We start from the raw sequence: 12,750 nt of genomic DNA on the forward strand, positions 1-12,750 counted from the left end.
CCCGGGCGACGGACGGGCTCGAGAGCTATATGGGAGTGCGGTGGCATGAGCGTTGAGCGGATAGCGATCGTCGGGATCGGCCTGCGGTATCCGGACGCCCGTTCGCTGGAAGAGCTCTGGGAGAACGTGCTGGCGGGCCGCCGCGCGTTCCGCCGGCTGCCCGACGAACGGATGAACCGGGCCGACTACTACTCATCGGACCCGTCCGCCCCGGACCGGTTCTACGCGCAGAAGGCCGCGGTCCTGCGGGACTTCGAGTTCGACCGCGTGGCCTACAAGGTCGCCGGCAGCACCTTCCGCGCGACCGACACCACACACTGGCTCGCGCTGGACGTGGCCGCGCAGGCCCTGGCCGACGCCGGGTTCCCCGAGGGCGAGGGCCTGCCGCGCGAGGCGACCGGTGTCGTCATCGGCAACAGCCTCACGGGCGAGTTCTCGCGCGCCAACATCATGCGGCTGCGCTGGCCCTACGTCCGCCGCACGGTGGCCGCCGCGCTGGCCGAACGCGGCTGGGGCGACGAGGAGACCGGGTCCTTCCTGCGGGAGCTCGAGGTCCAGTACAAGGAACCGTTCCCGGAGATCAACGAGGACACCCTCGCCGGCGGGCTGGCGAACACCATCGCCGGGCGCGTCTGCAACTACTTCGACTTCGCCGGCGGCGGTTACACGGTGGACGGCGCCTGCTCGTCCTCCCTGCTGTCCGTGGTGAACTCGGCGAACGCGCTGGCCCAGGGCGACCTCGACGTCGCCATCGCCGGCGGTGTCGACCTCTCGATCGACCCGTTCGAAGTGATCGGCTTCGCCAAGACCGGCGCGCTCGCCAAGCGCGAGATGAAGGTCTACGACGCCGACTCGAACGGCTTCTGGCCGGGCGAAGGCTCCGGCATGCTGGTGCTGATGCGCGAATCCGACGCCATCGAGCAGGGCAAGCGCATCTACGCCTCGATCGGCGGCTGGGGGGTGTCCTCCGACGGCAAGGGCGGCATCACCCGGCCCGAGGCGGCCGGGCACCGGCTCGCCCTCAAGCGCGCCTACGACCGCGCCGGTTACGGCGTCGAGACCGTCTCCTACTTCGAGGGCCACGGCACCGGCACCGCGCTCGGTGACGCCACCGAGATCGAGGCGCTGTCGACCGCGCGGCACGACGCCGACCCGCTGGCCGCGCCGGCCGCGTTGTCGACCATCAAGGGCAACATCGGGCACACCAAGGCCGCGGCGGGGGTCGCCGGGTTGATCAAGGCGACCCTCGCCGTGTACCACCAGGTCATCCCGCCGGCCACCGGCCACTTCGACCCGCACGAGAAGCTCACCGGCGACTCCGCCCGGATGTACGTGCCGCGCGAGGCGCAGCTGTGGCCGTCCGACGCCCCGGTCCGCGCCGGTGTCTCGGCGATGGGCTTCGGCGGGATCAACTCGCACGTCACGGTCACCGAGGCGCCCGGCGCCGCGCGCCGTCCCGAGATCGACGAGCGGACCCGCGCGCTGGTCTCCGGCCGGCAGGACGCCGAGCTGCTGCTGCTCGACGCCGACGACGTCGACGCGCTGCGGGCCCGGGTCACCGGGCTGCTGGAGATCGTGCCGAAGCTGTCGATGGCCGAGCTGACCGACTTCGCCGGGCAGCTGGCCGGCGAGCTGAGCGGCAAGCCCGTGCGCGCCGCGGTCGTCGCGACCGGCCCGGAGGAGGCCGACCGCAAGCTGACGCGGCTCTTGGAGCTGCTGGGTGACGACGGGTCCGTCTTCGCCGCCACCGACGGCATCTTCGCCGGCCAGGGTGTCGGGCAGCCGCGCGTCGGCTTCCTGTTCCCGGGCCAGGGATCCGGGCGCGCCACCGACGGTGCCGTGCGCCGCCGGTTCACCGCCGCCGACGACATCTTCCGCGCCGCGGGCCTGCCCGCCGGTGCCGACCACGTCGCCACCGAGGTCGCCCAGCCGCGGATCGTCGCCGGTTCACTGGCCGCGCTGCGGGTGCTGCACCTGCTCGGCATCGAGGCGCACACGGTCGCCGGGCACAGCCTCGGCGAGCTGACCGCGCTGCACTGGGGCGGTGCCCTGGACGAGCGCGCGGTGCTGGGGCTGGCCAAGATCCGCGGCAAGGTGATGGCCGAGACCGCCGCCACCGAGGGTGGTGGCGCGATGGCCGGCATCGCCGCGTCGCCGAGCCGGACCGAGGAGCTCGGCCTGGGCTCCGACGTCGTCATCGCGGGCTACAACGCCCCCGAGCAGACGGTGATCTCCGGCCCGGCCGTCGCCGTCGACCGGGTGATCGCCCGGGCCCACGCCGAGGGTGTCACCGCGACCCGGCTCAAGGTGTCGCACGCGTTCCACTCGCCGCTGGTCGAACCGGCCGCGGCCGCGATGACCGAGCGGCTCGAGGAGATCCCGTTCGCCCGCCTCGAGCGCGCGGTCGTCTCGTCGGTGACCGGCGACGTCCTGCACGCCGCCGAGAACCTGCCTTCCCTGCTGCGCGACCAGATCGTGCTGCCGGTCCGCTTCCGCGAGGCCGCCGCCAAGGTGGCCGAGCGCAGCGACCTGGTGATCGAGGTCGGCCCCGGCCGGGTGCTCTCGGGCCTGTTCGAGGAGATCGCGCCGGGTACGCCGGTGCTGGCCGTCGACACCGACAGCACCACGCTGAGCGCGGTGCTGCGGGTGGCCGGCGCGGCCTTCGCGGCCGGTGCGCCGCTGACGCCCGCGCCGCTGTTCGAGGGCCGCGTGGTCCGCCCGCTGCCCGAAGACGGCGTCTTCAACTTCCTCGCGAGCCCCTGCGAGGCGGCGCCGGAGATCGACAGCGAGCTGGCCGCCGAGCTGGCCCAGGAGAAGGCCGAGTCCGTTTCGTCGGCCGCGGCCGACCACGACGGCAGCGCGAACGCCACGCTCGACCTGCTGCGCAAGCTCGCCGCCGAGCGCGTCGAGCTGCCGCTGGAGACCGTCACCGCGGACACCCACCCGCTCGACGACCTGCACCTGTCCTCCATCACGGTCGGGCAGCTGGTCAACGACGTCACCCGGGCGCTCGGCCGGCCCGCGCTGGAGGGCATGCCGAACTTCGCGACGGTCTGCCTCGGTGAGCTCGCCGAGATGATCGACGAGCTGGCCCAGACCGCGAAGCCCGCCGACGCCAACGGCGGCAGCGAGGTCCCGGGCGCCGGCCCGTGGGTCCGCCCGTTCGCCGTCGAGTACGTCCCGGCACCGCGGCCCGCGGCCGACCTGACCTCGGGTGCCGGCAACGCGCGCTGGGAAGTGTTCTCGACGCCGGGGCACCCGCTGGCCGAGCCGCTGCGCGCGGCCCTGGCCCGCGCGGGCGCCGGCGACGGCGTGCTGCTCTGCCTGCCCGCCGACTGCGACGCGAGCCACACCGGGTTGTTCCTGGAAGCCGGCCGCACCGTCATGGCCGCGGCCAACGGCACGCGGTTCGTCGTCGTGCAGCACGGTCTCGGCGCGTCCGGCCTGGCGAAGACCCTCCGGCTCGAGGACCCGTCGGCCCGCACCACGATCGTCGACCTGGCCGACCCGACCCCGGCCGACCCGGCCGCGGTCAGCGAGGCCGTCCGGCTCGTCGTCGCCGAAGTCGCCGCCACCACGGACTTCGCCGAAGTCCGCTACGGCGCCGACGGCGGGCGCACGGTGCCGCGGCTGGTCGCGGTCGACCCGGCGCCCACCGGCCCGATCCCCGAGTCGCTGGACCCGGGCGACGTCCTGCTCGTCACCGGTGGCGGCAAGGGCATCACCGCGGAAAGCGCGCTGGCGCTGGCCAAGGACTCCGGCGCGAAGCTGGCCCTGCTCGGGCGCAGCGACCCGGCGGACGACAGCGAGCTGGCCGAGAACCTCGACCGGATGGCGGCCGCGGGCATCGACTACCGCTACGAACGCGCCGACGTCACCTCGGGCACCCAGGTCGCGGACGCGATCGCCCGGATGCAGGCCGAGCTCGGCCCGGTCACGGCGGTGCTGCACGGCGCCGGGCGCAACGAGCCCGCCGCGCTGTTCAGCCTCACCGAGGAGGCCTTCCGCAAGACGCTCGCCCCGAAGATCGGCGGCCTCAACGCCGTGCTGGACGCGGTCGACCAGGACCGGATCAAGCTCCTGGTCACCTTCGGCAGCATCATCGGCCGGGCCGGCCTGCGCGGCGAGGCGCACTACGCCACGGCCAACGACTGGATGACCGAGCTGACCCTGCGCTTCGGGCGCAAGCACCCGCAGGCGCGGGCGGTCGCGCTCGAGTGGTCGGTCTGGTCCGGCACCGGCATGGGCGAGAAGCTCGGTGTCGTCAGCGCCCTCAAGCGCGACGGCATCACGCCGATCCCGACCGAGGACGGCATCGCCATCCTCAAGCAGGCCCTGGCCGACCCGGCGGTGCCGCCGGTGCTGGTCGTCTGCGGGCGCACCGGCGGGCTGGCCACGCTGCCGATCCAGCGCAAGGAGCTGCCGCTGACCCGGTTCGTCGACCGCGCGGTCGTGCACTACCCCGGCGTCGAGCTGATCACCGAGGCGGACCTGTCCGACGGGTCCGACCCGTACCTGACCGACCACCTGCTCGACGGGCAGCTGCTCTTCCCGGCGGTGATCGGGATGGAGGCGATGACCCAGGTCGCGGCGGCCACGCTCGACCGGACCGGCACGCCGGTGCTGTCCGACGTGGAGTTCCTGCGCCCGATCATCGTCTCGCCGGGCGGGTCCACCACGATCCGGCTGGCCGCGGTCGCCGCCGACGCCGACACCGTCGACGTCGTGCTGCGCAGTGACGAGACCGGGTTCAGCGCCGATCACTTCAAGGCGCGGCTGAACTTCGCGCGGCCCGCGGAGATCGGCCCGGCCGTGCTGCGGGACACCGACGTCCCGTCGGTCCCGGTGGAGCCGATCACCGAGCTGTACGGCTCGGTCCTGTTCCAGGGCAAGCGGTTCCAGCGGGTCGTGGGCTACCGCCGGGCGAGCGCGCGGCACGCGGTGGCGGAGATCGCCACCACGGCGGACAACACGTGGTTCGCCCCGTTCCTGCCGCAGGAGCGGCTGCTGGCCGACCCGGGCACGCGGGACGCGATGATGCACGCGATCCAGTGCTGCGTCCCGGACGCGACCCTGCTGCCGCAGGGGATCGAGAAGCTCTACCTGGCCGAGCCCGGCGCCCAGCACCCGGAATACGTGCTGCTGGACGCGAAGGAGCGGCTGCAGGACGGCGACAGCTACATCTACGACCTCGACGTCCGGAACCCGGACGGCCGGCTCGTGGAACGCTGGGAAGGCCTGATGCTGCGGGCGGTCCGCAAGACCGACGGGGCCGGGCCGTGGGTGCCCTCGATGCTCGGCTCGTACCTGGAGCGGGCCTGCGAGCGGATGCTCGGCGGCACCCGCGCGGTCGTGCTGGAGCCCGACCCCGCCGGCGTCGAGGTGGGCGGCATCGCGGAGCGGCGCGCCCAGACCGCGCTGGCGGCGAGCCGGGCCCTCGACCGGCCGGTCGAGATCCGCTACCGCCCGGACGGCAAGCCGGAGATCGACGGCGGCGAGATCACCGCGTCGCACAGCTCCCGGCTGACCCTGGTCGTGGCGGGCACCGGCCAGGTGACCTGCGACGTCGAGACCGTGCTCGAGCGCAGCGACGAGGACTGGGCCGGGTTGCTCGGCGAGGACCTGCTCTCGGTCGGCCGGCTGCTGGCCGCCGACGCGGGCGAGTCGGTCGCGGTGGCGAACACCCGGGTCTGGAGTGCGCTGGAATGCGTCCGCAAGACGGGCGCGATGACCGAGTCCCTGACCGTGCGCCGGGTGGAGGCCGACGGCTGGGCCCTGCTCGCCTGCGGCCCGGCCCGGATCGCGACCTGGGCCACGACCGTCAACGACCGGACCGAGCCGGTGGTCTTCGCGGTGCTGCAGGCAGAGGAGAGCTGAGCAATGTCCGACTACTACGAGATCCGCCACACGGTCGGCTTCGAAGAGACCAACCTGGTGGGCAACGTCTACTACGTGAACTACGTGCGCTGGCAAGGCCGGTGCCGCGAGATGTTCCTGAAGGAGAAGGCGCCCGCGGTCCTCGAAGAGGTCCGGCACGACCTGAAGCTCTTCACCCTCAAGGTGGAGTGCGAGTTCTTCGCCGAGATCACCGCGTTCGACGAGCTGTCCATCCGGCTGCGGCTGGAGGAGCTGACCTCGACGCAGATCCAGTTCGCCTTCGACTACGTGCACCTGCACGACGACGGTGAGCGGCTGGTCGCCCGCGGCCGGCAGCGGATCGCCTGCATGCGCGGCCCCAACACGGAAACCGTGCCGTCGCGGGTGCCCGAGCAGCTGCGCGAAGCGCTGGCGCCCTACGCGGTGACGACGGTGAACGGCAAGGGAGCGTGACGTGGCGGACGCCGGGGAAACCATCGACCGGACGGTGCTGAAGCGGCTGCCGACCCCGCCGGGCCGCCGGCACCTGTCCACCCAGACCGGGCTGCGCGAGGTGATGGCGCAGTTCGCCACCGGGGTCACGGTGCTCACGGCCGGGGGCGAGGACGGGCACGGGATGACGGCCAACGCCTTCTCCTCCGTGTCGCTCGAGCCGCCGATGGTGCTGTGCTGCGTGGCCCGGGCCGCCCGGATGCACGACGCCATCGTCAGCGCCGGCTCGTACGCCGTGAACATCCTCGCGGCCGACCAGCAGGAGCTGTCGAAGTACTTCGCCGACTGGCGCCGCCCCAACGGGATGGCGCAGTTCGACTCGGTGAACTGGACGCCGGGCGCGAAGACCGGGTCGCCGCTGCTGACCGGGGCGCTGGCCTGGCTCGAGTGCGAGCTCGAAGCCGTTTACGAGGGTGGTGACCACTCGATCTTCCTGGGCCGGGTGCTGACCTCGAGCCGGGGGTCGGGGGACGACGCCCTGGTGTTCTACGGCGGCCGCTACCACGAGGTCGACGGCCGCGCCCGCGCTGCTTGAGTGACAGGGGGACACGATGTTGGTGGCGGTGACCGGGGGGACCGGTTTCCTCGGTGCGCACACCGTGGCGGCGTTGCTGCGCCACGGGCACCGGGTGCGGGTGCTGGCGCGGGATCCCGCGCGGGTGCCGGCCGCGCTCGTCCCGCTCGGCGTCGCGCCCGGCGCGGTCGAGGTCGTCCGGGGGGACGTCACCGACCCGGCCGCCGCCGCCCGGTTCGTGTCCGATGTGGACGGTCTGCTGCACGCCGCCGGCGTCTACACCTTCGACCCCCGGCGGCGCACCGAACTGCGGCGGGTTAACGAGCACGGCACCGACGTCGTGCTCGGGGCGGCCCGCCGCGCCCGCATCAGCCGGATCGTGCACGTGTCCACGGTCGGGGCCCTGTACCCCGCCGCGGCCGGCACGATCGGGCCGGGCTCCCCGGCCGGCGCGTCACGAGAGCCTTACCTGGCCTCGAAAACGGCCGCCGAGACGATCGCCCGCCGCCACGGCGCGACGATCACCCGGCCGCCGGCGCTGCTCGGCCCGCACGACCCGCACCTGGGCGACCAGAACGCCCGGCTGCGGGACCTGCTGCGCGGTTTGACACCGATCTGGCCGACGGGCGGCCTGCCGATCGGCGACGTCCGCGACAGCGCCGAACTGCACGCGCGCCTCTTCGACGGCGGCGCTTCCGCCGGCCGGGAGTACTTCGGCCCGGGCACGTTCGTGACGACGCGGGAGTACCTGGCGACCGTGCGGGCGGTCACCGGTCTCCGGCTCCCGGCGGTGTTCCTGCCGCCTGCCGCGCTTTCCGGCGTCGGCCGCGCGGCCGACGCCCTCCAGCGGATCTGGCCGCGTCCGGTGCCCGTGCAGTACGGCGCGATCCACGTGTGCGCGGTCGCCGTCCCGGTCGAGGCGGGGGCCCCGGACGCCGGGGTGGCGCCCCGGCCGCTCGCGGAGACCGTGGCGGACACGGTGAACTGGCTGGCCGAGAGCGGCGCCCTCAGGGCGCGGCGGGCCGGCGCGGCTTTCGCACGGGAGAGCGCACTGCGTCGCCGGGGTGCGCCGGAAGCCGGGGACACCGCGGCGGGCGGCGCCGGCCCGGCCGCGCCGCCGACGTCAGCTCCTTCGACAGTCCCAGCAGCCGGATCCGGCACCACCGGGTCCGGACCGATCGGAAAGGCAGTGGCATGACCGCGCACGAGGAGACCGAAGGCACCGCTCGCCCGTTCCGGCTCGTCCGGGAACCGATCGCCGCGCCGGCCGCCGTGCAGGCGACGCCGGAGCCCGCTCCGGAGCCGCCGCCGGTGGTGGCCCGCCCGATGCCGCGTCTCGGCCGCGGCATCGTCTGGAGCACCATCGTCGCCGAGATCGAGCAGGACCACCAGGAGCGCCTCGGCCGCCTTCGGGACGCGGCGTGAGCGGTCCGTCCGACGCCGGCGCCCAGCGCACCGACGAAGCCGACGTGGTGCCCCTGTCCGACGGCGAACGCCGCGGGCCGGGGCACCACCGCCGGTCGCTGCCCGCCGGCGAGGCCCAGGTCATCTCCCTGCACCCGCAGGCCGACCCCGAGCCCGGCATGCCGTTGCTGCGCAAGCGGCGCGACGAACTGGCCGCGCACGTGGCCGACGGCAGGCTCGACGCCGTCCGGCGGCAGCACTCCCTCGGCAAGTTCACCGCCCGCGAGCGGCTGGCCCTGCTGCTGGACGAAGACTCCTTCACCGAGCTCGAGCCCTACCGGCGCCACCAGTCCCGCGGGCTCGGGCTCGAGGACAACCGCCCGTACACCGACGGCGTGGTCGCCGGTTCGGGCACGATCGACGGCCGCCGGGTGTTCGTCTACGCCCAGGACTTCACGCTGTTCGGCGGCTCGCTCGGCGAGGCGCACGCGGCGAAGATCCACAAGGTGCTGGACCTGGCCGTGGCCACCGGTTCCCCGGTGATCGCGCTCAACGACAGCGGCGGCGCGCGCATCCAGGAAGGCGTGATGGCGCTCAACGGCTACGGCGGCATCTTCCGCCGTCAGGTCGAGGCGTCCGGGGTGATCCCGCAGATCAGCGTCATCCTCGGCCCGTGCGCCGGCGGCGCGGCGTATTCGCCCGCCCTGGCCGACTTCACGTTCATGGTGCGCGACACCGGCTGGATGTTCCTCACCGGCCCGGACGTCGTCGAATCGGTGACCGGGCGGCGGGTCACCGCCGACGAGCTCGGCGGCGCCGACACCCACGGCCGGCACTCCGGCGTGGCCACCGTCGTGCACGACGACGAGGAGAGCTGCCTGGCCGACGTCCGGTACCTCGTTTCGCTGCTGCCGCGCAACTACCTCGAGCCGGCCCCGGCCACGCGCGAAACCGGCGCCACCGCCGACTGGCGGCCGCGGCTGGCCGAACTGGTGCCCGCCGAGCCGAACCGGCCCTACGACATGCGCGACGTCTTCTCGGAGATCGCCGACGACGGCGAGTTCTTCGCCCTGCACGAAACCTGGGCGCCGAACGTGCTGTGCGCGCTGGCCCGCGTCGACGGCCGCGTCGTCGGCCTGGTCGGCAACCAGCCCGCCGTGCTGGCCGGCGTGCTCGACGGCCCGGCCTCCCAGAAGGCGGCGCGGTTCGTGCGGTTCTGCGACGCCTTCGGCATCCCGCTGGTCACCCTGGTCGACGTGCCCGGCTTCCTGCCCGGCGTCGACGAGGAGCGCGGCGGCATCATCCGCCAGGGCGCGCAGCTGCTGCACGCCTACTGCGAGGCCACGGTGCCGCGGATCCAGGTCATCCTGCGCAAGGCCTACGGCGGCGCGTACATCGTGATGGACTCCCGGTCGATCGGCTGCGACCTGTCCCTGGCCTGGCCGACCAACGAGATCGCCGTCATGGGCGCGGAAGGGGCGGTCAACGTCCTGTTCCGCCGCGACCTCGCCGCCGCGGCCGACCCGGCCGAACTGCGCGCCCGGCTGGTTCGCGAGTACGTCGCCGAGTACCTGGACCCCCAGTACGCGGCCGAGCGAGGCCTGGTCGACGACGTCATCGACCCGGCCGACACCCGCGGCGCGATCGCCCGCGGGCTCGCCATGCTGCAGGACAAGCGCAAGCCCGGCCCGCAGCGCAAGCACGGCAACCACCCGATCTGAGGTATCCCATGGGGCCAACCGACCCGACCGCGCCCGGCATCCGGGTGGTCCGCGGCCTACCGGACGACGCCGAGCTGGCGGCCCTGATCGCCGCCCTCCTCGCGGCGTCGGCGGCGCCTGCCGAGGCCCCAGCGCGGTCGCCCTGGGCGGACCCGGCCTTCCGCCGGGACACACCCCTGGCGGCCCGCCAGGGCGCCTGGCGGCTGTCGGGGCTGCCCCGCTGACGCCTCTGCCTCGCGGAAAGCCGTGAAGGCCCCTTACCGGCCCAAGACGCCGGTAAGGGGGCCTTCACGGCTTTCGCCTGACCCAGGAGGATTCGCGGCCGCCCTCGCGCTCGCCCGGATGTCCGGGCGCGGCAACTCGCAGTCCGAGACGCCGCGACTCGGCGACCCCGGAACCCGTGGGCAGCCGAATGCCGTGAGGGGCACCCTCAGGGACATCCGGTCCCTGAGGGTGCCCCTCACGGCATAGGCTGGCCAGCCGGCTTTCGCGGGAGCCCCGCCTTCTGCTGCTGGACGGCCGGGAACCGCCAACACACCGCCCGCAGCGGCCAACACACCGCCTGGAGCGGCCAACTCGCCGGGGGCGGCCGATGAGCAGCCGGGCGCGGCCAACTCGCGGCTAGGAACGCCAACACCGCCGGCAGCGGCCAATTCGCTGCCGGCAGCGGCCGACATGCGGCCGAGAACGGCCAAACTCGCTGCCCGCAGCGGCCAACACATGGCCCGGAATCGCCAACACACCGCCCGCAGTGGCCAACTCGCCGGGGGTGCCGGCGTGACGGCCGTTCCTGCGGCTGTGTCGGCCCTTCCGGGCGCCGTGCCGGCCGCTCCGGGACGGGCCCAACGGCGAGGGTCAGGCGGCTTCGTCGGCCTCGAAGACGTCGTAGGCGTCGAACTCGTCGCTGTCCCACGGTGGTGCCCACCGCCGCGCCGCCAAGAGCCGCGCGCGCCCGGGTGGCCCGGGGGCGGAGTCGGGGGCGGCCGGGTCCGGGGCGGTCACCGGTCGTCCACCGGAAGGGGGCGGTCGCTCACCCAATCGGTCCGGATCAGGGCGAACACGTCGAGATCGTCGTCGTCTTCGGCGAAGATCTCGTAAGGGTCAAGGCGTTCGGTCATCAGGCACCTCAGAGTCGAAATCGGAGGTCGAGGCGTGCGGAACTCACGTCCGTCCAGCACACCGCGTCCCGCTCCCGGCGGGCATCTCGTGGGCTGCGCACCGGGAGGTCTCGATCGGCCGGTCAGCGGCGTACGAGGGGTTCTCGACGCCGATGCCGCACCATGGAAGGTCACCAGGAGCGAAACGGAGGTACCGCGATGACCGCGTCCCAGACCCGGATCGACCGTGCACTGCCGGTGGCGGGGCTCGTCCCCGGGCCCCGCACCGCGCCCGAAGAGGCCGGCGAGCTGCTCGTCGCCGAGGCGCTGGGGGAGATCCCGGCGCCGGCCCAGCGGGAGTACGTCCGTGACACGATCGTGCTGGGCTACAACTGATTCTCCCGCAGGCGCCGCAAGATCCGAGATGCCGGGACGGCCCGGGCACCGCCACACTGGAAGCTGTTTCGCACCGGGAGTCCCCGGCGCCGTCGGGACCCCTGGCCGGGTCCCGCGAGCGTCCGGGTCCGGCCCCGGTCCGTCGGCGCGCGCTCGGTAGGGAGGCCAGCGGATGGCTATGCGCCTCCAGCTCGTTGCGGGTCTCGAGGTGCTCGAGGAATGGGCGGACTCGGCGACCCAGGCCGAGCGGAACGTCCTTTACGAGGCATTGTTCGCGATCGGCGACGGCTCGGTTTTTCTCATTTACGACGTATTCGGTGACCCGGACGACATTTTCAATTTCATCGTCATGGTGAAAGCCGATCTGATGGTGAAGATCTCCGTCCAGCGGGCCGAGTCCGCGTTCGAGATCCTCTACGTCGGCAGCCTGGACGACGACGCGTCGGCGGTGGTCACCGAGATCGCGGCCGAGGTCGAGGTCGAGGTGGACGTCGACGACGGCTGACTCGGCCGCGGCGGGCAGCGCCCGTTGCGCCGAACGGCGCAATTGCCCTCGTGTCAGAAGGCCCACCCGGGTAAGCGGGATGGCCCCGGCAAACGTGCATTCGTCACCTTGACATCGTCTCCGGCCCTGTGGAATTCTCGGCTTGGTCGCAGTTCAATGGGGGCTTTGAGGGGCAAATCAAGGAGGCTGCGTTATGTCGTCACCGGAATTCTCGGGACTGGACGTGTCGGGCCGGGTACGTGCGCGTGACATCCAGATGGCCGGGGTCGCCGACGTCCGCCGCCGGGTGCTGATGATCTCGGGCGCCATCGACACGACCGACCACGACGTCTCGGTCAGCGTCAACCTGCCGGAGCCGGGCCGCTGGCAGATCATCAAGTCCGAGACCAACCTGACCGACCAGACGTGGGTCGCGATGCAGGTCGTGATGGACGAGAACTCGACGTTCGTCAACGACCCCGAGTCGCTCGTGATGTCGCGGCAGTTCTCCAAGTCGTTCATGACGCCCGACCAGCGCCGGCTGACCTTCTACGGCGGCGAGGTGCGGCCCGGCGAGGCCGTGCTGAAGGTCTACGAGATGGAGACCAGCGCCCGCAAGCCCGCCTACTCCTACTCGCGCTACAGCCCGATCGCGACCGACAGCCTGGAGCAGTCGGAGCAGACGCTCGAGGAGCTCGTCACCAACGGGATGGCGCGGCGGCCGATGGTCGAGCTGATCGTCCCGGTCACCGTGATCGGCTGAGC

General features: G+C 73.1%; 11 protein-coding genes. 10 read left to right on the top strand and 1 reads right to left on the bottom strand.

Annotation, left to right across the window (positions count from 1 at the left end):
• Positions 1 to 45 precede the first annotated feature (45 nt).
• The 7 genes from OG494_RS00205 to OG494_RS00235 all read left to right on the top strand — a co-directional run bounded on the left by OG494_RS00205 (position 46) and on the right by OG494_RS00235 (position 10,232).
• Positions 46 to 5,877, top strand: a complete 5,832-nt coding sequence (locus OG494_RS00205) for a type I polyketide synthase (protein WP_328450685.1) — start codon at positions 46 to 48, stop codon at positions 5,875 to 5,877.
• Between the two features lie 3 nt (positions 5,878 to 5,880).
• A complete protein-coding gene (locus tag OG494_RS00210) occupies positions 5,881 to 6,330 on the top strand; it encodes an acyl-CoA thioesterase (protein ID WP_328450687.1) in 450 nt (149 codons plus the stop codon).
• Position 6,331: 1 nt separating this feature from the next.
• Positions 6,332 to 6,904 (top strand): flavin reductase family protein, encoded by a 573-nt coding sequence (locus OG494_RS00215; RefSeq protein WP_328450689.1) that lies wholly within the window; start codon positions 6,332 to 6,334, stop codon positions 6,902 to 6,904.
• Positions 6,905 to 6,932: 28 nt separating this feature from the next.
• On the top strand, positions 6,933 to 8,081 hold the full coding sequence (locus OG494_RS00220) for an NAD-dependent epimerase/dehydratase family protein (RefSeq protein ID WP_328450691.1): 1,149 nt from the start codon (positions 6,933 to 6,935) through the stop codon (positions 8,079 to 8,081).
• The gene (locus OG494_RS00225) at positions 8,078 to 8,308 is read left to right on the top strand and encodes a DUF6222 family protein (protein ID WP_328450693.1); all 231 of its coding nucleotides are present in this window, start codon (positions 8,078 to 8,080) and stop codon (positions 8,306 to 8,308) included. Before OG494_RS00220 ends, OG494_RS00225 begins: the two co-directional genes overlap by 4 nt.
• A gap of 158 nt (positions 8,309 to 8,466) precedes the next feature.
• The gene (locus OG494_RS00230) at positions 8,467 to 10,008 is read left to right on the top strand and encodes an acyl-CoA carboxylase subunit beta (RefSeq protein ID WP_442874454.1); all 1,542 of its coding nucleotides are present in this window, start codon (positions 8,467 to 8,469) and stop codon (positions 10,006 to 10,008) included.
• An 8-nt stretch (positions 10,009 to 10,016) separates the two neighbouring features.
• Complete coding sequence (locus tag OG494_RS00235) at positions 10,017 to 10,232, top strand: acyl-CoA carboxylase epsilon subunit (protein ID WP_328450696.1); 216 nt, start codon at positions 10,017 to 10,019, stop codon at positions 10,230 to 10,232.
• Between the two features lie 631 nt (positions 10,233 to 10,863).
• Here the strand turns inward: OG494_RS00235 and OG494_RS00240 are convergent.
• On the bottom strand, positions 10,864 to 11,010 hold the full coding sequence (locus OG494_RS00240; protein ID WP_328450697.1) for a hypothetical protein: 147 nt from the start codon (positions 11,008 to 11,010) through the stop codon (positions 10,864 to 10,866).
• A gap of 314 nt (positions 11,011 to 11,324) precedes the next feature.
• On the opposite strand from OG494_RS00240, the gene OG494_RS00245 reads away from it, so the two are divergent.
• From OG494_RS00245 to OG494_RS00255, 3 genes are all read left to right on the top strand, one after another.
• Positions 11,325 to 11,501 carry a hypothetical protein gene (locus OG494_RS00245; protein ID WP_328450699.1) on the top strand — a complete coding sequence of 59 codons (177 nt, stop codon included), beginning with the start codon at positions 11,325 to 11,327 and terminating at the stop codon, positions 11,499 to 11,501.
• Between the two features lie 172 nt (positions 11,502 to 11,673).
• Positions 11,674 to 12,006 carry a DUF6235 family protein gene (locus tag OG494_RS00250; protein WP_328450701.1) on the top strand — a complete coding sequence of 111 codons (333 nt, stop codon included), beginning with the start codon at positions 11,674 to 11,676 and terminating at the stop codon, positions 12,004 to 12,006.
• Between the two features lie 256 nt (positions 12,007 to 12,262).
• A complete protein-coding gene (locus OG494_RS00255) occupies positions 12,263 to 12,748 on the top strand; it encodes a DUF6423 family protein (RefSeq protein ID WP_328458839.1) in 486 nt (161 codons plus the stop codon).
• The last annotated feature ends 2 nt before the right edge of the window (positions 12,749 to 12,750 follow it).

Origin of the sequence: Amycolatopsis sp. NBC_00438, assembly GCF_036026695.1 — a bacterium.
Lineage (GTDB): Bacteria > Actinomycetota > Actinomycetes > Mycobacteriales > Pseudonocardiaceae > Amycolatopsis.

What these genes read in the sequence shown, in the direction of transcription:
- OG494_RS00225 (WP_328450693.1), top strand. Translation starts at nt 8,078, where the DNA reads ATGACCGCGCACGAGGAGACCGAAGGCACCGCTCGCCCGTTCCGGCTC.
- OG494_RS00255 (WP_328458839.1), top strand. Translation starts at nt 12,263, where the DNA reads ATGGCCGGGGTCGCCGACGTCCGCCGCCGGGTGCTGATGATCTCGGGC.
- OG494_RS00230 (WP_442874454.1), top strand. Translation starts at nt 8,467, where the DNA reads ATGCCGTTGCTGCGCAAGCGGCGCGACGAACTGGCCGCGCACGTGGCC.
- OG494_RS00205 (WP_328450685.1), top strand. Translation starts at nt 46, where the DNA reads ATGAGCGTTGAGCGGATAGCGATCGTCGGGATCGGCCTGCGGTATCCG.
- OG494_RS00250 (WP_328450701.1), top strand. Translation starts at nt 11,674, where the DNA reads ATGGCTATGCGCCTCCAGCTCGTTGCGGGTCTCGAGGTGCTCGAGGAA.
- OG494_RS00235 (WP_328450696.1), top strand. Translation starts at nt 10,017, where the DNA reads ATGGGGCCAACCGACCCGACCGCGCCCGGCATCCGGGTGGTCCGCGGC.
- OG494_RS00245 (WP_328450699.1), top strand. Translation starts at nt 11,325, where the DNA reads ATGACCGCGTCCCAGACCCGGATCGACCGTGCACTGCCGGTGGCGGGG.
- OG494_RS00210 (WP_328450687.1), top strand. Translation starts at nt 5,881, where the DNA reads ATGTCCGACTACTACGAGATCCGCCACACGGTCGGCTTCGAAGAGACC.